The following is a 17,634-nucleotide window of genomic DNA, read 5'->3' as shown; positions in this document are numbered from 1 at the left end:
GGTCAGGCCGTTCCTTCGATGGAACGGCGCTGCTTGCTGATCTCGGCGGCGACGAAATCCAGGAAGACGCGGACGCGCGCCGACTGGCGCAGGTCGGGATGGGTCAGCAGCCACAATCCGGCGGAGAATTCCGGCACGGGCGGACTTAGCCGGACCAGGTTCGTCCGCGCATCCGCGATGAAATTGGGCAGGTGCCCGATGCCGATGCCGTTCTCCACGGCCTCGGCAAGCCCCAGGACCGTATTGACCTTGTAGACGAGGCGTTCGGTCGACACGTGCTCCCGTGCATAGCGGGCGACCTTCAGGCCCGCCAGGTTGTCGCCGAGGGCCACCCAGTTGCGGTCGAAAAGCTGTGCGGGCTCGACCTCGGTCCCATCCGGAAAATCGGACCGGCGCCCATAGATCGACCACGCGATGGTGGCGGCGCGGCGGCCGACAAGCGTTTCGGGTGGATTGTCGGTGGCGCGGATCGCCACGTCGGCGTCGCGCTTGGACAGGTTGAGGGCCTGGTTGGCCAGAACCACGTCAAGCCTCAGGTCCGGGCAGGCCTTGGTGAAGCGGGAGAAGATCGGCGTCAGCAGGTGGACCAGCAGCGTATCGTTGGTGGTGACGCGAAGCTCGCCTGCGGGCGACACCGCCTGCCCGGCGAGCTTGCGCGCGAAGGTGGCGACGTTCTCCTCCATTTGCTCGGCCAGGGCGACCATTTCCTCGCCCGCCGGCGTGAGCACATAGCCCGTGCGGTGGCGCTCGAAGAGCTTGACCGCGAGGCCGTCCTCCATCTGGCCGAGACGGCGGAAGATCGTGGAGTGATTGACGCCCAGGCGCTCTGCCGCGCCGGTCAGTCCGCTCGCCTCGGCAATGACTTTGACGAGCCTGAAATCATCCCAGGCCAAGTTCTGCATTCGGGTCATATTATGCGTCCGCGCAAAGCCAACAGTGCAAAGCTAGCATTTGATTTGCAGCATGGAAAGATTAGCTTCCCGGCGACGAACGATCCGGCAGCCATAGGGCGCTGCCCCTGGGGAGACCATCATGGCGAAAGTGCTTGTTCTTTATTACTCGACCTGGGGCCATGTCGAGAAAATGGCCTACGCGGCCGCCGAGGGCGTGCGCGAGGCCGGCGTCGAGGTCGTGGTCAAGCGCGTTCCCGAGCTGGTTCCCGACGAGGTCGCCAAGGCGGCTCACTATAAGCTCGACCAGGAGGCGCCCATCGCCACGGTCGACGAGCTCGCGGATTACGACGCCATCATCTTCGGCACGCCGACCCGCTACGGCAATATGACCGCCCAGATGAAGAACTTCCTCGACCAGACCGGTTCGCTCTGGGCCCAGGGCAAGCTCGTCGGCAAGGTCGGGTCGGTGTTCACGTCCTCGGCCACGCAGCATGGCGGCCAGGAATCCACGATTCTCAGCTTCCACACGGTTCTTCTGCACCAGGGCATGGTCATCGTCGGCCTGCCTTATGCCTTCCAGGGCCAGATGGGCGTGGACGAGATCAAGGGCGGGTCGCCCTACGGCGCTTCGACCATCGCGGGCGGCGACGGATCGCGCCAGCCCAGCGCCGTCGAGCTCGAAGGCGCCCGCTACCAGGGCCGCCACGTGGCTCAGATCACCGCGAAGCTCGCGAAGTAATTCCGGACCTTCTGCGTTATCCCGACCTCATCTTGAGGAGGCCGTCAGGCCGTCTCGAAAGAGGGCTTCAGCGGAGAGCTTCCGGTGCTGGCTGGACCATCCTTCGAGACGAGCCTGCGGCTCCCTCAGGATGAGGTCGAGACGCCCGCTACGCGGGCCCTCAGGAGAGGCTTCGAGACGAATGGCTTCGCCATTTCCTCGTCATGGGGGTGGAGCATGATCCATGCTCATCGCTCTGCCGCAGCCCGTCTCAGACGATCATTGATCGCCTCGCCGAGGTCGTGCTCCGGGATGGGGCCGACCGCGATGGTCCGGGCGCCCGAGGCGTCGAGGTGGCGCAGATACGAGAACAGATGAGCGGCAGCCTCCACAAGGCTGCCGTTTTCGCTGAGGTTGAGGACGGCGCCGGCGCGGTCGAGATGCGTGGGCGCTTCCGTTCCGAACAGCAACACCGCCTCGCCCGGCTCGACGGATCGCGCGTTCAGCCGAACTCGCGCACGGGGCGCGTAATGCGAGGTGAGCATGCCGGGCGCGATAGGAGCCGCGTCGTCCGGATCGGCCTCCTCACCCAACGGCCCGACGATGGCCTCGATGGCATCCCGGGGGACGCCCCCCGGCCGCAGCAGACGAACCCCGCCGTCGAGACAGGCCAGTATGGTGGATTCCACGCCCACCTTCGCCGAACCGCCATCCAGAACGGCATCGATCCGCCCATCGAGGTCCCCCAGAACGTGCTCGGCGAGCGTCGGGCTCACCCGGCCCGAACGATTGGCCGAGGGCGCCGCGACGGGACGGCCCACACGCCGCAGGAGTTCGGCAGCGACCGGATGGGACGGCACCCGCAAGCCCACGCTGTCGAGGCCGGCGCAGGCGAGGTCGGACACGGAGCAGGTGTCCGCCACCGGCACCACGAGGGTGAGGGGGCCGGGCCAGAAGGCTTGCGCCAGCTTCAGGGCGGCCTCCCCGAAAACACCCTCCTGGCGCGCCGCTTCCAGGCTCGCCACATGGGCGATCAGCGGATTGAAGCTCGGCCGCTCCTTGGCAGCGTAGATGCCCGCCACCGCGTCGTCCGAGGTGGCATCCGCCCCGAGCCCGTAAACCGTCTCCGTGGGGAAGGCCACGAGGCCGCCCCCGCGCAGGATCGCGGCAGCCTCGGACAAGCCGATCTCGTCAGAGATCAGCCGTTTGGTCGCCCCCATTGACCGGTGATCGTTCACCTCTAAACTATCCTTGCTCACGCGATGGGATCAGCGCTTGTCGCGGTGGGTTTAGCCGCGCATGATGGCGCGTCAAAGCGAAAATCCAGACAACGCTGGAAGAAAGAAGACGGGAGAGACCCCATGGCCTACCGCGCGCCGGTATCCGACATTGCCTTTACGATGCGTCATGTAGCCGGGCTCGACGCGGCCGCCGCGGAAGGACTCTACGGCGACCTGACGCCGGACCTCGCCATGACGATCCTGGAGGAGGCCGGCCGCTTCGCCAATGACGTGATCGCGCCCCTCAACCGGGAGGGCGACAAGCACGGTGCGCGGTTCGAGAACGGCACGGTCACGACGCCGCCGGGCTGGAAGGACGCCTACAAGGCCTGGGTCGAGGCCGGATGGAACGCGCTGCCCGGTCCCGTCGATTACGGCGGCCAGGGCCTGCCGACCCTGCTAAATTCCGGCTGCGTCGAAATGTGGAACTCGGCCGCCGCGTCGTTCGGCATCGGGCCGATCCTGACCATGGGAGCCATCGAGGCCATCACGGCCCATGCGTCGGACGACCTGAAGGCCCGCTACTTGGAAAAGCTCGTCTCGGGCGAGTGGACCGCCACCATGAACCTGACCGAGCCCCAAGCCGGCTCGGACCTCGCCGCCCTGCGCAGCCGCGCCGAGCGCGCGGGCGACGGCACCTACAGGATCACCGGCCAGAAGATCTTCATCACCTATGGCGAGCATGACCTGACGGACAACATCGTTCATCTGGTGCTGGCGCGGTTGCCCGACGCACCCCCCGGCACGCGGGGCATCTCGCTCTTCCTCGTGCCCAAGATCCTGCCGGATGGCAGCCACAACGACGTGCGCTGCGCGGGCATCGAGCACAAGCTCGGCATCCACGGGTCGCCCACCTGCACCATGGTGTTCGGCGACGAGGGCGGCGCGGTCGGCTGGCTCGTGGGCGAGGAGAACCGGGGCCTCGCCTGCATGTTCACGATGATGAACAACGCGCGCCTCGCCGTCGGCCTCCAGGGCGTCGCGGTGGCGGAGCGCGCCTACCAGCAGGCCCTGGGCTATGCCACGGAGCGACGCCAGGGCAGGGCGGCGGGCCGCGAGGGATCGAGCGCCATCATCGAGCACCCGGACGTGCAGCGCAATCTTCTGACCATGAAGGCGCTCACCGCCGCCTCGCGCGCGATCTGCCTGCTGACGGCGGCCGCCATCGACCGGGCGCATCTTTCCGCCGATGCGGGTGATCGCAAGATCGCCAACGAGCGCGCCTCGCTCCTGACCCCCGTCGCCAAGGCGTTCTCGACGGATGCGGGCGTCGAGGTCGCTTCGCTCGGCGTGCAGGTCCACGGCGGCATGGGGTTCGTCGAGGAGACGGGCGCCGCCCAGCACCTGCGCGACGCCCGCATCCTGCCGATCTACGAGGGCACCAACGGCATCCAGGCCATCGACCTCGTGACCCGCAAGCTGCCGCTCGCGGGCGGCGGGACCGTGCGGGCGCAGATCGCGCTCATGCGGGCCACCGTGGCGGCGCTGCTGAAGGAGGGCACGCCCGCCTTCGGGGCGACGGCACCGCGCCTGCGCGACGCCGTGGAGAGCCTCGACCGGGCGACGAGTTATCTCCTGAAGGCGGTTTCGGCCAACGCGCCCGGCGATGCGCTGGCGGGCGCGACGCCCTACCTCAGGCTCTTCGGGATCGCCCAAGGAGGCGTGGCGCTGGCGGATGCGGCGCTCGCCGCGAACCGGTTGATCGGGGCGGGCGACACCGATCCGGCGCTGGCCGCGCGCATCGCGCTCAGCCGCTTCTTCGCCGAAAACATCGCGGTGGGTGCCAAGGGCCTCGAGGACACGGTCCTGGGCGGGGCCGGGTTCCTGCAGGACGCTTCTCTGGCCCTGGCGAGCTGATCCCATGACGCTGCAAGGAAAAACCCTATTCATCACGGGCGCGTCACGGGGCATCGGCCTCGCCATCGGGCTCAAGGCTGCCCGGGACGGCGCGAACGTGGTCATCGCGGCCAAGTCCGCCGAGCCGCACCCCAAGCTTCCGGGCACGATCTACACGGCCGCCGAGGAGATCGAGAAGGCGGGCGGCAAGGCGTTGCCGCTGGTGGTCGACGTGCGCGACGAAGAGGCAGTGAAGGGCGCGCTGGCCAAGGGCGCCGAGGTCTTCGGCGGCATCGACATCGTGGTGAACAACGCCAGCGCCATCAGCCTGACGCCCACGCCGCAGACGGACATGAAGCGCTTCGACCTGATGCACCAGATCAACACGCGCGGCACCTACATGGTGTCGAAATACGCGATCCCGTACCTGGAAAAGGCCGAGAACCCGCACATCCTGATGATGTCACCGCCCCTCGACATGAGCGAGAAGTGGTTCGCGCCGCATTTGGCCTACACCATGGCGAAATACGGCATGAGCCTGTGCGTGCTGGGCCTCGCGGGCGAGTTGCGCGGGCGCGGCATCGCCGTGAATGCCCTGTGGCCCCGGACCGTGATCGCCACCAGCGCGGTCAAGAACCTGCTCGGCGGCGACGAGATGATGCAGGCGAGCCGCACACCCGAGATCCTCGCGGACGCTGCCCACCTGATCTTCAGCAAGCCGTCCCGAAGCTTCACGGGCAACTTCCTGATCGACGACACGTTCCTGGCGGGCGAGGGCGTGACGGATTTCGCGCAATACCGGGTCGATCCCTCGAAGCCCCTCATGCCCGACTTTTTTGTGCCCGATGACATCCCGCCGCCTTCACAATCGTCATGAATGGGCGCCTATAACGCCGGAGACGATGTGACGGGGGCCGATCCATGATCCTGATCCACAGGCCGGCGGGGCAAGACGCCATCGACAGCGAGTCGCTCGACCGCCACATCTGGCGGCTGGGCGACCCGATCCCGAACGATGCGCTGTGGATCGACATGATCGAGCCGAGCCGCGACGAGGAAAAGCTCGTGGAGCATCATCTGGGCATCGCCATCCCGACCCGGGAGGAGATGGCGGATATCGAGCCCTCCGAGATCCTCTACAACGAGAACAATGCCCGCTACATGACGGCGCGGGTGCTGTGCTCGTCGGATACCGAGACGCCGCAGCTCATCGACGTGTCGTTCATCCTGGCCGAGCGGGCGCTGGTGACCGTGCGCTATGGCGAGCCGCGCTCGTTTTCCATGTTCATGAGCCGGGCCGCCAAGCCCGGCGGATGCCGCCACCAGCCGGAGGCGGTGCTCGACGGGTTGATCGAGACCATCATCGACCGGGCGGCGGAAATTCTCGGGTTCGTGGGCAAGCGCATCGACCGCCTGTCCCGCTCGATCTTCGACAACGAGAAGCAGGGCTCACGCCGTTCCGCGGCCTACCGGGCAGCGCTCAAGTCCATCGGCCGCAAGGCGGACCTGATCTCGAACGTGCGCGAGAGCATGGCGTCGGTGGAGCGCATGCTGCTGTTCCTGTCCTCGACCATGCCGCGTCCGCAGCGGCCGCGCAGTTACAGCTCGGAGTGGCGGACCGCCATCCGGGACGTGCAGTCCATCGAGGAGCACGCCGCCTTCCTGAACAACAAGGTGCAGTTCCTCCTCGACGCCACGCTCGGGCTCGTCGCCATGGAGCAGAACGACATCATCAAGATTTTCTCGGTGATGTCCGTGATCTTCCTGCCGCCGACGCTGATCTCGTCCATCTACGGCATGAACTTCAAGCTCATGCCCGAGCTCGATTGGAATTTCGGCTATCCCCTGGCGATTGCCATGATCGTCCTGGCGGCGGTGCTGCCCTACCTGTTCTTCCGTTGGAAGCGGTGGCTCTAAATGTGTGGACGATACGCCGTCACCCTGCCGCCCGCGACTTATCGCGAGTTCTTCGACTATGGCGAGCAGCCGAACTTTCCCCCGCGCTACAACATCGCCCCCACCCAACCGGTGCCCGTCGTGACGGCCGAAAAGGCACAGCGGCATTTCAGGCTAGTGCGCTGGGGCTTTTTGCCCGCCTGGACCAAGGACCCCAAGGATTTTCCACTCGTCATCAACGCGCGGGGCGAGACGCTGGAGACCAAGCCCACCTTCAAGAACGCCCTCAAGCGCCGCCGCTGCATTTTTCTCGCGGACGGCTTCTATGAATGGCGCCGCGACGGCAAGGCCAAGACGCCGTTCCTGATCCGCCCACGCGAGCGCCAACCCTTGCCCATGGCAGGTTTATGGGAGACCTACAGCGACGCCAGCGGCGGCGAGATCGATACGGCCGCCATCGTGACGACGGACGCCAACGGTTTGCTCTCCGCCGTTCACAACCGAATGCCGGTGATCCTGGACCGGGACGGCATCGCCATGTGGCTCGATGCGGACGAGACCCAGACGGACGAGGTCATGAAGCTCGTGCGGCCCTGTCCCGACGATTCGCTCGAGATGGTTCCCGTCAGCAGCCGCGTCAACAAGGTCGAGAACGACGATGCGCGCTTGCAGGAACCGTTGAGCGAGCCCGAGCCCAGCCGCACGTCGGAGCCCAAGCGCAAGGCCGCGAGGACGCGATCCAGCGACGAGGACGAGCAGGGAAGCTTGTTTTAGAGATCTCATTCTCGACCTCATCCTGAGGGAGCCGCAGGCTCGTCTCGAAGGATGGTCCAGAGAGCACTGGAGACGCCTCGTCCTTCGAGACAAATTGCTGCGCAATTCCCTCAGGATGAGGCTGTGGTGTGGCTCGTTCGACAGACGACCAACTTACCGCCGCTTCTTCACCACATCCCGCCGCAAAACCCCCACCACTTCCACATGCGGGCTGTGCTTGAACTGGTCCACCGGCGTGACCGTCTCCAGCTTGTAACCGCCCGCGGTCAGGATCGCGGCATCGCGGGCGAAGGTGGCGGGGTCGCAGGAGACGCTGACGACGAGCGGGACTTTCGAGGCCGCGAGCTGCTTTACCTGAGCCTCGGCGCCCGCCCTCGGCGGATCGAGCACGACGGCGTCGAACGCGTTCAGCTCGGGCAGCAGGAGCGGGCGGCGGAACAGGTCGCGGGCCTCCACCGTCACGCGCCGCAGGCCGGGCGTGTTGCGGGCGGCCTTGTCCAGGGCCGAGACGGCGCCCTGGTCCGACTCGACCGCGTGGACGTCGGACCGCTCCGCGAGCCTCAGAGCGAACGGCCCCCAGCCCGAGAACAGGTCGGCGACGCGCTTCGCCTTGCCGCAGGCTTCGACCACGAGGGCCGCCAGCGTCTCCTCGCCCAGCTGGGTGGCTTGCATGAAGGCGCCGGCGGGCGGCACCACTGAGGCGCGCCCGACCGTGATGGCGGGCGGGCGGCGCTCCACGATGACATCCCCGTGGACCGAGAGCCGCGCGAGGTCGAGGTCGGCCGCGAGGTTGATCAAACCCAGGCGCTTCTTGCCCTCGACCGGGCCGTGGCCGCGAATGTCCACGTCGTAGCCGGTTTCCGAATCCGTGATCTGGATGTCGAGCGGCTTGCGGGAGGATTTCAGGTGCTCGCCGATGGCCTTTGCCAGCGCCGGCGCCTTTTCCTTCAGGGCGGGTTCCGCGATGGGGCAATGCGCGATCTCGACGATCTGGTGGCTGCGGGCCGCCATGTAGCCCACGTGCATCCGGTCGGGAAACCGGACGTGGAGCGTGACCCGGCGGCGGCCCTCGCCATGGGCGTCGATCAGGGCCCCGGTCTCGACCGGAATCCGCGCTTGGCCGAACGTGTGCTCCACGGTGCCGCGCTTCCAGGCCTGGTAGAAGCCGTGACGCATATGCTGGGTCGCGCAGCCGCCGCACTCGCCGAAATATTCGCAGAAGGGCTCCTCGCGCTCCGGCGACGGCGTGAGAACCTCCATGAGCCTCGCACGGGCGCCGTCGCGCTCGATGGCGACGGTTTCTCCCGGCAGGGCGTAGGGCACGAAGACGGGACCCGACGGTGTCTCGGCGACGCCGTCGGCCTTGGCGCCCAGGCGATTGATGGTGACGGTTTCAGCCACGGCGCGCTCCCAGCAGAAACTCCCGGTTCCCGTCGCCACCCTCGATGGGGGAGGGCGCAAGGCCGATGACAGAAAAACCCATGGACACGATGAAACTCTCCAAATTTTCGCAGACCGCCCTGTGAACGGCCTCGTCGCGGACGATCCCCTTGCGGACATGGCCGCGCCCGGCCTCGAATTGCGGCTTGACCAGGACCGCCAGGCTCGCCTTCGGCTTCAGGAGCGCGACGGCGGCGGGCAGGGCCAGCTTCAGGGAGATGAAGCTCACATCCGAGACCAGCATGTCGAGGGGAGCTGGGATCAGCTCACGGGTGAGGATCCGCGCGTCGGTCCCCTCGAGGCTCGTGACCCGGGGATTCCCCTGAAGCTTCGCGTGAAGCTGCCCGTGGCCCACATCCACCGCGTAAACATGAGCCACGCCACGCCGGAGCAGCACGTCCGTGAAGCCTCCCGTGGACGAGCCCACATCGATGCAGGTGAGCCCGGACGGGTCGAGCCCGAAGGCGTCGAGGGCGGCCGCCAGCTTCACACCGCCCCGGGAGACATAAGGGTGCGGGGGCTCGGCCAGGATCTCCGCTCCGTCCGGCACTGTCTCGGAGGCCTTGCGGACCGGGGCTCCATTCACCAGGACCAGCCCCGCCGCGATAGCCTCCTGGGCGCGGGCACGGCTCTCGAAGAAGCCGCGCTCCACCAGCGCCACATCGGCTCTCTTGCGGGTCATCGGCCCCTCCGCCTCATGCGCATCACGATCCTTTTAGGTGTCAAACACTGTTCTTTGCCCCGCATACCCTACCTTCAAGGCATCGAGAACGGTTGATTGGAGGGAAAGATGCATATGCCGAGCCGCCGGAGCCTGCTTCTGGGCGCCCTGACCCTGTCCGCGAGCGCCGCCGCGCCGCGCGTGCTCTCCCAGGCCTGGGCCCAGAGCGCCGGCGCCCCCTTCACGCTGCCGCCGCTGCCCTACGCCCCCTCCAAGAATGAGCCGCACATCGATGCGCAGACCATGGAGCTGCACCACGACAAGCACCATGCGGCCTATGTGAAGAACCTCAACGACGCCCTCGCGAGCCACGGTGACCTCGCCAAGATGCCGCTTCAGGATATGCTGGCCAACCTGTCGAAGGTGCCCGAATCCATCCGCACGGCCGTTCGCAACAACGGCGGCGGGCATGCCAACCACTCCATGTTCTGGCAGATCATGGGCGGATCGGGCGGCGAGCCGACCGGTGACGTGAAGGCCGCCATCGAGCGGGACCTGGGGGGCGTCCAGAAGTTCCAGACCGATTTCAACACGATGGGCGAGAAGCAGTTCGGCTCCGGCTGGGTCTTCGTCACGGTCGACAGTTCGGGCAAGCTCGGCCTCGTGGCCAAGCCCAACCAGGACACGCCGCTCATGGACGGCCAAATGGTCCTCATGGGCAACGACGTGTGGGAGCACGCCTATTATTTGAACTACCAGAACCGTAGGCCCGAATACCTGAAAGCCTGGTGGAACGTGGTGGATTGGGGCCGGGTCAACGACCGCTACGCGGCCGCTAAGGCGGGCAAGCTGACGCTTTGATTCTGTCCCAGCCCTCATCCTGAGGAGCCGCATAGCGGCGTCTCGAAGGAGGGTCCAGAGAGCACTGGAAACACTGCGCTGGATTCATCCTTCGAGACGAATTGCTGCGCAATTCCCTCAGGATGACGTCGAGGATGCGAAACCGCAAACCTCAACCGACCTCCTGGCACACATCCACCCACTCGGCGCCGACAAGCTCCGCCATCCGCACCGGGTCGATCCGCACCGCGCTCGTGGTGGATCCCGCGGCGGGCACGACCTCGTCGAAGGCTTTCAGGGAAACGTCACAATAGACCGGGAGGGGCGTCGCCAAGCCGAAGGGGCAGACCCCGCCCACCGGATGCCCCGTCAGGGCCGCGACCGTCTCCGGGTCGAGCATTTTCGCCTTGCCGCCGAAGGCCGCTTTGATCTTCTTGTTGTCGAGCCGGGCGTCGCCCCGCGCCACCACCAGAAATTCGCGACCATTAACGGCGAGCGAGAGGGTCTTGGCGATGCGAGCCGGCTCCACGCCGTGAGCTTCCGCAGCAAGCGCGACCGTCGCGCTGCTCTGCGGGGTCTCGATCACGCGGATGTCGGGCGCATTCTCGGCCAGGAAGGCGCGAACGGATTCGAGGCTCATCAGGCTCGGGCTTTATGGGTAGTGCTGTCCTGGCCCAAGGCTTCGAAGACCTTGGCGACGATGCTGGCCGCGTCGAGACCGGCCTGGGCGTACATCCGGTCGGGCTTGTCATGATCGATATAGGTGTCCGGCAGCACCATTGAGCGCACCCTCAAGGTGCCACGGTCGAGGGCGCCGCGATCCGACAGGAGCTGCAGCACGAACGACCCGAAGCCGCCGATGGAGCCTTCCTCGATGGTGATGAGCACCTCGTGGTCCCGCGCGAGCCGCAGGATCAGGTCCTCATCCAAGGGCTTGGCGAAACGGGCATCCGCCACCGTCGTGGAGAGGCCCCGCGATTCGAGTTCCTCGGCGGCCTTCAGCGACTCGGACAGGCGCGTGCCCAGCGACAGGATGGCGACCCGGTTGCCCTCGCGCACGATCCGCCCCTTGCCGATGGGAAGCGGAATGCCTTTCTCCGGCATGTCGATGCCGACGCCCTCGCCGCGGGGATAGCGGAACGCGATGGGGCCGTCGTCATAGGCGACGGCGGTCGCCACCATGTGCACCAGTTCCGCCTCGTCGGCGGCGGCCATCACGACCATCTCGGGCAGGCAGCCCAGATAGGCGATGTCGAAGGAGCCCGCATGAGTCGGGCCGTCCGCACCCACGAGGCCCGCCCGGTCGAGGGCGAAGCGCACGGGCAGCTTCTGGAGCGCCACATCGTGCACGACCTGATCGTAGGCCCGTTGCAGGAAGGTCGAATAGATGGCGCAGAACGGTTTGTAGCCTTCCGTGGCCAGGCCCGCCGCGAAGGTGACGGCGTGTTGTTCGGCAATGCCCACATCGAACGTCCGGTCCGGGAACTCCTTGCCGAACAGGTCGATGCCCGTGCCGGACGGCATGGCGGCGGTCACGGCCACGATCCGGTCGTCGGCCCGCGCCTCCTTGACCAGGCTCTCGCCGAACACCTTGGTGTAGGCGGGGGCGTTCGCCTTCGGCTTGGCCTGGGCGCCCGTCACCACGTCGAACGTGACGACGCCGTGATATTTGTCGGCGGAGGCTTCTGCGGGGGCGTAGCCCTTGCCCTTCTGGGTGATCACGTGGACGAGAATCGGCCCGGTCTCGGCATCGCGCACGTTCTTCAGGACGGGCAGAAGGTGGTCCAGGTTATGGCCGTCGATGGGGCCGACATAGTAGAAGCCCAGCTCCTCGAACATGGTGCCGCCGGTCCAGAAGCCGCGCGCGAATTCCTCGGCCTTGGCGGCCTTGTCGTAGAAGAATTTCGGCAGCTTGCGGGCCAGTTGCTTGGCGGTCTCGCGGATGCTGCGATAGGTGCCTCCGGAGACCAACCGGGCCAGATACGACGACATGGCGCCCACGGGCGGCGCGATGGACATGTCGTTGTCGTTGAGGATGACGATGAGGCGGGAATGCATGGCGCCCGCATTGTTCATGGCCTCGTAGGCCATGCCGGCCGACATGGCGCCGTCCCCGATGACGGCCACCACGTTGTTGGCCTTCCCGTCCAGGTCCCGCGCCACGGCCATCCCGAGCCCCGCCGAGATGGAGGTGGAGGAGTGGGCGGCTCCGAACGGGTCGTACTCGCTCTCCGAGCGCTTGGTGAAGCCCGACAAGCCGCCGCCCTGGCGCAGGGTGCGGATCCGATCCCGGCGGCCCGTGAGGATCTTGTGCGGGTAGGCCTGGTGGCCGACATCCCAGATCACGCGGTCGCGGGGGGTGTCGAACACGTAGTGCAGCGCCACCGTCAGTTCGACCACGCCGAGGCCCGCGCCGAGATGCCCACCCGTGACGGAAACCGCGCTGATGGTCTCGGCCCGAAGCTCGTCCGCGACCTGTCGGAGCTTGTCCTCGGGCAGGCGACGGAGCTCTTCGGGGGTCGGGATGGCGTCGAGCAGGGGAGTGGACAATGGGGTTCTCGCTGGGCGTCGGAAGGCAGCCCGAGAGGAGATAGGGTTTCGAAAGGGTGGGGTCAAATGGCCGGATGCGGCCTTTCGGCACGCCGGCCCCGGGTCACTCCACGTCGAGTGGGGCCTTTCCGCTGGCCTTGCCGTCGGGCCCGATGGTGATCTTCTCGATCCGGGCCTCGGCCTTCTTGAGCAGGGTTTCGCAGTGCTTCTTCAGGGCCTCGCCGCGCTCGTAGATGGCAATCGAGTCCTCGAGGGGCACGTCGCCGCGTTCCAGGCGGCGCACGATGTCCTCGAGTTCGGCCAGGGCCTTTTCGAAGGGAAGCGCCTCGATGGAGGAAGATTCGGTCATGCTGGTCCGCCAGGTTTCTTAAGGGGCGGCCATCAGGGAGTGGCCGCCTCCGTCGGTCTTCGTATGAGAAGCCTCTGATAAACGAGACCGATGCCGATGAGAACCAGCCCGAGGCCGATAAAGGACAGGGCTCTCATGACACCTTCGAGATTCGCGAGATCGACGATGAAGACCTTCAGGACCGCCCCCACGAGGTAGACGGCCGAGGCGATGCGGGCGGCTCGCACGTCACGCATGAGGCCGACGCCCAGGAGAACGATGCCCAGAAGCAGGAGCGCGACCGAGTAGCTCCATTGCTCGGCTTGGCTCGATGGATGCCAGAGGCCGATATCGGCGCCCTGGAAGATCCGCCGGATTTCCATGACGAGATAGGCGGAGAGCAGCAGCAGGCCCAGCGCGCCCGATGCCAGGATCTGAAGCCGGGGCTTGGTCCGACGCTCTAGGGCGGCGAGAACGACCGCGAGGGCGGCCGGCAGCAGGTAGGCCGGGATCAGCGAGTTGAAGACCACCCCGCCCAGGATCGGCTCGCCCGTGAGGAGCGGGTTGTTCACCACGAACAAGGCCCCGGCGGCGAGGAGGAGAGACAAGCCTTTGAAGATCGCGGACCCGTAGCGGTAGACCGGATCGGCGCGACGGCTGTCGAACAGGGCCAGCACGAGGGAGAAGGCGAGGCCCGTGGTCACGAACAGCCCGGCCTCGAGGTGATCGCTCGTCTCGGCGAGCGGGTCGCCCGCGTGGAGGGCATGGCGGATCTGGAAGAAGATCAGCAGGGCCGCGAAGACGATGCTCAGGCCCTCGGTGACCTGGGTCGCCCGGTCGCGGCCCATCCGGGCCAGGATGCGGGTTGCCCCGGCAAAGCACAGAGCCGGGACGCCGTAGCCCCAGAGGAGCCAGTTGACGATGGGCGGGCCCGGGTCGCCCGGCACGATGGTCGGGCTCCATAGGAGGCGCCCGAGGATCACCAGGCCGGTGGCGGCCACCGCCCAGCGCAGGGCCGGGATGGAGGCGCGTCCGGCCACCCAGGCGGTGCCCAGGGCCGAGAGCGCGAAGGCCACGGTCAGCATGCCCTTGTCGAGCACGAAGGTGAGGCCGAGGGCCAGCGCCGCCAGGGCCGTCGAGGCGGCGGCCCCGATGCCGAGCCGCACGCCGACGGCCCCGCCGGTCTCGCGGCCGCGAAGCCAGACCGTGACCGCCGTGAAGGCGAGGGCGAGACCGCCCGCGATCAGGCCGAAGGACAGGTCTCGCTCGAGGGCCGCCACGCGCCAATATGCGGCCGCCAATGCGAGCAGAGGGACCAGGGCCATGGCGCCCGCATACCAGGCCGCGACCGGGAGGGGCTTGTCGGTGCGGGCGAGCTCCCGCAACGCCCCGAGGGCGACGATCGCGGGTCCCACGAGCGCGAAGGCGAGGTAATCGCCCAGCGCTTCCGGGCGGAGGGCGAACGCGTCGCCGGTCTGAAAGAAGAACGCCTCCGGGTCGGCGCCGATCTCCCGGCGGATCGGCCACGACACCAGGGTGCCGACGACGGCCAGCGCTCCCCAGCCGAGGGCCGGGACGACGGCCGGGTAGCGCAGCCCAAGGGCCAGCAGGGTCAGGATGACGATACCCATGAAGACGATGCGGCCGGAGCCATCCACCACGACGGTGCTCGCGACCACGAGGGAGCCGAGCGCGAAGGCCAACAGGATCTTGGCGGCGAACCAGTCGATCCGGGTCCCGCCCTCGGCATGGCGCTGCGGCTCGACCACGAGGAAGACCCCCGCCAGCCAGAGCTGGATCACCAGGTGAGTCATGGCGGGAGCCTGGTTGCCCGCCCCGATCTCGGCGATCGGAAGGGTCCACAGGAGCGCTCCCGTGGCGGCAGCGAGGGCCAGCCAGCGCCACAGGCGCAGCCGCGCCACCCCGTAGGCTGCCAGGACCACGAACGCCAGGTAGGGCACGAGGGCCCAGGGCTGCGGCTCGTCGGAGGCCACCAGGAAGGGGCTGCCCAGGGCCGCCACCAGGCCGAGCCCACCCAGCGCGGGCCCGTGAAGGGTCGCGGCCAGCATGGTCAGGACGGAGACCACCCCCAAGAGCGCGAAGGCGACAGCGGGGCCGATGAGGCCGTAGAGCGCGTAGGCGGCGAACACCGTCGCGAAGGCCGTGCTGGTGCCTGCCGCCGTCAGGATGCCGGGCACGTGGGCGGACGGGATGCCCGGCAGGGACAGGGCGCGCTCGCGGCGGCGCAGCCATTCCCCCGCGCCGGCCAGGAGCGCGGCGAAGACCGCGCCCAGGAACAGGCGGATCTCCGGCGAGAGCAGGTTCTGCTCGATGGAATAGCGCACGAGGAAGATGCCGCCGAGGGCCAGGGCCAGGCCGCCGACCCAGACGGTCCACCGGGTGCCGATCCTCTCCTCGAAGCCTCGGCTGGGCTTGGGCACGACCGGCGGTTCCGGAATGGGCGGTTCCGGGAGGACCGGCTCGCCGGCGGCGGCATCCGCGTCGGACGGGGCCGGGTCGGAGCCGAGAGCGCGGGCGACGGCGTCCTCCAAGGCGGCCTGCTCTTCGGACAGATGGTCGTCAGCCTCGGGCGCGGCCTCGGGCGGGAGCGCCGCGGCCTCGGGCGGAGCGGCGGGGCGGGCCGCCAGAGCCGCTTCGAGAAGCGCCACGCGGCCTTGCAGCGCCAGGACGGCCCGGCGAGACGACAGGGACAGGACGAACGCCGCGATGGCGCAGACCGGGAACGCGAGGGCGAGAAGGATCAGGATCGTGATAAGAAGATCGTCGTCCAAGGCTGAAGCATCCCCCGGGAGCGCGTACCCGCGCCGATGGCAGGCCTTATGCTCAAGCTTCGTTAAGCTGTAACATGAACGGGACGCCTTCCATAGCCTCCGCACCGCGCCCGATGGAGCGGATCGCCTCCGTCATGCGGCCCCCTCGGCCCAGGATATCGTCCGCGATGGAGACCAACAGGGCGTTCGGGGTGGCCGACGGGGAGGCGGCGCGCAGCGCCAGCGCGATCTCGCCCTCGTCGCGATCCGGCGCCAGGGCACAGGCCGCGATGTAGGCAGCGGCCGTGGAGCGGCTGATTCCGGCCCAGCAATGGAACACGATGGGGCTCTCCCGGTCCCAGGCCCGCACGAAGGCGAGAAGCGCGTCCACGTGCTCCACCGCCGGCAGAACGTGCCCGTCCAATGGGCTGACGATGTCGCTCATATGGATGGAAAGATGCCGGTCTCCCGCGACGGCGGCGGGCCGCTCGACGGCCGAACCGACATTGATGAGCGTCACGACATGGCTCGCTTTCAGCGAATCCACGGTGTCGTGGAGCCGGGACAGGGGGCAGACGTGCAGGCTGGGCATGGGATTGTTTCATTCAATACGCTGCCCTCATCATGAGGGCCCGCGCTGTGGGCGTGTCGAAACCTCATCCTGAGGGAATGGCAAAGCCATTCGTCTCGAAGGATGCCTCTAGAATGCACTCGATCCTCCTTCGAGACGCCGCTTTCGCGGCTCCTCAGGATGAGGTCTATGTTTGCTGACCGCTAGAGCATTGCCGGGCGGGTCGGCGCAACCCTAGACGTCGATGAGGCTGAGATAGATGGCCTTGGCCACCGCATGGGTCTTGTTGCTGGCGTCCAGCTTGCGCATGGCGTTGCGGATGTGGGTCTCCACGGTCTCCTCGGAAATCTTCAGGATGTCCGCCGTGTCGGCCACGGTCTTGCCCCGCGCCGCCCAGGCCAGCATGTCGCGCTCGCGGTCCGTCAGCCCAGGCGTGATGATCCCTTCCTGGGGCGGGCGGATGATCGAGACGCCCGTGCGCTGCTGTTCGGCGATGATGTCCACCGCGCGCTGCACCCAATAGATCATGATGAGGTGAAGCTCGTGGCGGCGCTCCGACAGCATGAACTTGAATTTGGCCGTCGAATCCTCCCAGAAGAAGGTCCCGAGGCTGGAATACATGCGGCCCATGTAGTCCCTGAAATGGTAGGGAATCACGAGCCCGTCGGTGAAGCCGTGGTCGCGGGCGGCCTCCATGGTCTTGATGGCGCCGGGCTTCCGGCGGCCGTTGAAGCTCGGGAGCTCGATGCTGCCCCAGGTGAACGGCGTGTTGGTCTTGCGCACGCGCAGGATGCACGGATCGACGACGATGAAGTTGTTGCGTGCGTAATCCTCGGCCCAGGCCTCCTTGACCGTACCGTAATAAAATGTCGTATCGAGATGCGGCTGGCCCACGTCCACGAAATTGAACGAGACAAAACCAAAGTTTTCGGCAATACCCTGAAGGTAATTACGTAACTCTTCGAGATTCGTGCACGCTTCAATCCCCGCTAAGGTCTCATCCAGGTTCAATTCTAATCTCACGGTTTTCCGGGATACCGGCCGGTCGCATGAAAGGTGAGGTTGTTCCAGCGTAT

16 protein-coding genes are annotated in these 17,634 nt (G+C 67.2%); 6 read left to right on the top strand and 10 right to left on the bottom strand.

The window, feature by feature from the left end:
• Positions 1 to 2: 2 nt before the first annotated feature.
• A complete protein-coding gene (locus ILT42_RS11420; protein WP_204215720.1) occupies positions 3 to 911 on the bottom strand; it encodes a LysR family transcriptional regulator in 909 nt (302 codons plus the stop codon).
• A gap of 121 nt (positions 912 to 1,032) precedes the next feature.
• On the opposite strand from ILT42_RS11420, the gene wrbA reads away from it, so the two are divergent.
• Positions 1,033 to 1,632, top strand: a complete 600-nt coding sequence (wrbA, locus tag ILT42_RS11415; protein WP_204215719.1) for an NAD(P)H:quinone oxidoreductase — start codon at positions 1,033 to 1,035, stop codon at positions 1,630 to 1,632.
• 227 nt (positions 1,633 to 1,859) lie between these two features.
• Here the strand turns inward: wrbA and ILT42_RS11410 are convergent, their stop codons facing one another.
• Positions 1,860 to 2,831, bottom strand: a complete 972-nt coding sequence (locus ILT42_RS11410) for an L-threonylcarbamoyladenylate synthase (RefSeq protein ID WP_204215718.1) — start codon at positions 2,829 to 2,831, stop codon at positions 1,860 to 1,862.
• Positions 2,832 to 2,972: 141 nt separating this feature from the next.
• Between ILT42_RS11410 and ILT42_RS11405 the strand changes: the two genes are divergently transcribed.
• Genes ILT42_RS11405 through ILT42_RS11390 form a run of 4 tightly spaced genes read left to right on the top strand, consistent with a single transcriptional unit; the run spans position 2,973 to position 7,397 of the window.
• Entirely contained in the window at positions 2,973 to 4,748 is a 1,776-nt protein-coding gene (locus ILT42_RS11405; protein ID WP_204215717.1) for an acyl-CoA dehydrogenase, read from the top strand.
• Between the two features lie 4 nt (positions 4,749 to 4,752).
• On the top strand, positions 4,753 to 5,604 hold the full coding sequence (locus tag ILT42_RS11400; RefSeq protein WP_204215716.1) for an SDR family oxidoreductase: 852 nt from the start codon (positions 4,753 to 4,755) through the stop codon (positions 5,602 to 5,604).
• Positions 5,605 to 5,648: 44 nt separating this feature from the next.
• Positions 5,649 to 6,644, top strand: coding sequence for a magnesium transporter CorA family protein (locus ILT42_RS11395; RefSeq protein WP_204215715.1), 996 nt, complete (start codon positions 5,649 to 5,651; stop codon positions 6,642 to 6,644).
• Positions 6,645 to 7,397, top strand: coding sequence for an SOS response-associated peptidase (locus ILT42_RS11390; protein ID WP_204215714.1), 753 nt, complete (start codon positions 6,645 to 6,647; stop codon positions 7,395 to 7,397).
• A 153-nt stretch (positions 7,398 to 7,550) separates the two neighbouring features.
• Here ILT42_RS11390 and ILT42_RS11385 read toward each other — a convergent pair whose 3' ends face one another.
• Together ILT42_RS11385 and ILT42_RS11380 are read right to left on the bottom strand one after the other, a co-directional pair.
• Positions 7,551 to 8,798: a class I SAM-dependent RNA methyltransferase gene (locus ILT42_RS11385; protein WP_204215713.1), complete on the bottom strand. Its 1,248-nt coding sequence runs from the start codon at positions 8,796 to 8,798 to the stop codon at positions 7,551 to 7,553.
• Positions 8,791 to 9,519 (bottom strand): TlyA family RNA methyltransferase, encoded by a 729-nt coding sequence (locus ILT42_RS11380; protein ID WP_204215712.1) that lies wholly within the window; start codon positions 9,517 to 9,519, stop codon positions 8,791 to 8,793. Before ILT42_RS11380 ends, ILT42_RS11385 begins: the two co-directional genes overlap by 8 nt.
• A gap of 108 nt (positions 9,520 to 9,627) precedes the next feature.
• On the opposite strand from ILT42_RS11380, the gene ILT42_RS11375 reads away from it, so the two are divergent.
• Positions 9,628 to 10,359, top strand: a complete 732-nt coding sequence (locus ILT42_RS11375; protein WP_229428570.1) for a superoxide dismutase — start codon at positions 9,628 to 9,630, stop codon at positions 10,357 to 10,359.
• 151 nt (positions 10,360 to 10,510) lie between these two features.
• On the opposite strand, the gene ILT42_RS11370 is transcribed toward ILT42_RS11375, so the two are convergent.
• The 6 genes from ILT42_RS11370 to ILT42_RS11345 all read right to left on the bottom strand — a co-directional run bounded on the left by ILT42_RS11370 (position 10,511) and on the right by ILT42_RS11345 (position 17,569).
• The gene (locus ILT42_RS11370; RefSeq protein WP_204215711.1) at positions 10,511 to 10,978 is read right to left on the bottom strand and encodes a YbaK/EbsC family protein; all 468 of its coding nucleotides are present in this window, start codon (positions 10,976 to 10,978) and stop codon (positions 10,511 to 10,513) included.
• Positions 10,978 to 12,888, bottom strand: coding sequence for a 1-deoxy-D-xylulose-5-phosphate synthase (gene dxs / locus ILT42_RS11365; RefSeq protein ID WP_204215710.1), 1,911 nt, complete (start codon positions 12,886 to 12,888; stop codon positions 10,978 to 10,980). The genes ILT42_RS11370 and dxs overlap by 1 nt, the downstream gene beginning before the upstream one ends.
• A gap of 103 nt (positions 12,889 to 12,991) precedes the next feature.
• A complete protein-coding gene (locus ILT42_RS11360) occupies positions 12,992 to 13,237 on the bottom strand; it encodes an exodeoxyribonuclease VII small subunit (RefSeq protein WP_204215709.1) in 246 nt (81 codons plus the stop codon).
• Between the two features lie 32 nt (positions 13,238 to 13,269).
• Positions 13,270 to 16,008: a DUF2339 domain-containing protein gene (locus ILT42_RS11355; protein WP_204215708.1), complete on the bottom strand. Its 2,739-nt coding sequence runs from the start codon at positions 16,006 to 16,008 to the stop codon at positions 13,270 to 13,272.
• Between the two features lie 52 nt (positions 16,009 to 16,060).
• Complete coding sequence (locus tag ILT42_RS11350) at positions 16,061 to 16,579, bottom strand: tyrosine phosphatase family protein (RefSeq protein ID WP_204215707.1); 519 nt, start codon at positions 16,577 to 16,579, stop codon at positions 16,061 to 16,063.
• 213 nt (positions 16,580 to 16,792) lie between these two features.
• Positions 16,793 to 17,569, bottom strand: coding sequence for a helix-turn-helix transcriptional regulator (locus ILT42_RS11345; protein ID WP_204215706.1), 777 nt, complete (start codon positions 17,567 to 17,569; stop codon positions 16,793 to 16,795).
• Positions 17,570 to 17,634 lie beyond the last annotated feature (65 nt).

The sequence above is a fragment of the Microvirga pudoricolor genome, assembly GCF_016892705.1.
GTDB lineage: Bacteria > Pseudomonadota > Alphaproteobacteria > Rhizobiales > Beijerinckiaceae > Microvirga > Microvirga pudoricolor.
The sequence above is the reverse complement of the archived record's forward strand: the minus strand, read 5'-3'. Positions and strand labels throughout refer to the sequence as shown.

Coding starts and splice junctions, on each gene's coding strand:
- ILT42_RS11420 (WP_204215720.1), bottom strand. CDS start 911: ATGACCCGAATGCAGAACTTGGCCTGGGATGATTTCAGGCTCGTCAAA.
- wrbA (WP_204215719.1), top strand. CDS start 1,033: ATGGCGAAAGTGCTTGTTCTTTATTACTCGACCTGGGGCCATGTCGAG.
- ILT42_RS11410 (WP_204215718.1), bottom strand. CDS start 2,831: ATGGGGGCGACCAAACGGCTGATCTCTGACGAGATCGGCTTGTCCGAG.
- ILT42_RS11405 (WP_204215717.1), top strand. CDS start 2,973: ATGGCCTACCGCGCGCCGGTATCCGACATTGCCTTTACGATGCGTCAT.
- ILT42_RS11400 (WP_204215716.1), top strand. CDS start 4,753: ATGACGCTGCAAGGAAAAACCCTATTCATCACGGGCGCGTCACGGGGC.
- ILT42_RS11395 (WP_204215715.1), top strand. CDS start 5,649: ATGATCCTGATCCACAGGCCGGCGGGGCAAGACGCCATCGACAGCGAG.
- ILT42_RS11390 (WP_204215714.1), top strand. CDS start 6,645: ATGTGTGGACGATACGCCGTCACCCTGCCGCCCGCGACTTATCGCGAG.
- ILT42_RS11380 (WP_204215712.1), bottom strand. CDS start 9,519: ATGACCCGCAAGAGAGCCGATGTGGCGCTGGTGGAGCGCGGCTTCTTC.
- ILT42_RS11375 (WP_229428570.1), top strand. CDS start 9,628: ATGCATATGCCGAGCCGCCGGAGCCTGCTTCTGGGCGCCCTGACCCTG.
- ILT42_RS11370 (WP_204215711.1), bottom strand. CDS start 10,978: ATGAGCCTCGAATCCGTTCGCGCCTTCCTGGCCGAGAATGCGCCCGAC.
- ILT42_RS11360 (WP_204215709.1), bottom strand. CDS start 13,237: ATGACCGAATCTTCCTCCATCGAGGCGCTTCCCTTCGAAAAGGCCCTG.
- ILT42_RS11350 (WP_204215707.1), bottom strand. CDS start 16,579: ATGCCCAGCCTGCACGTCTGCCCCCTGTCCCGGCTCCACGACACCGTG.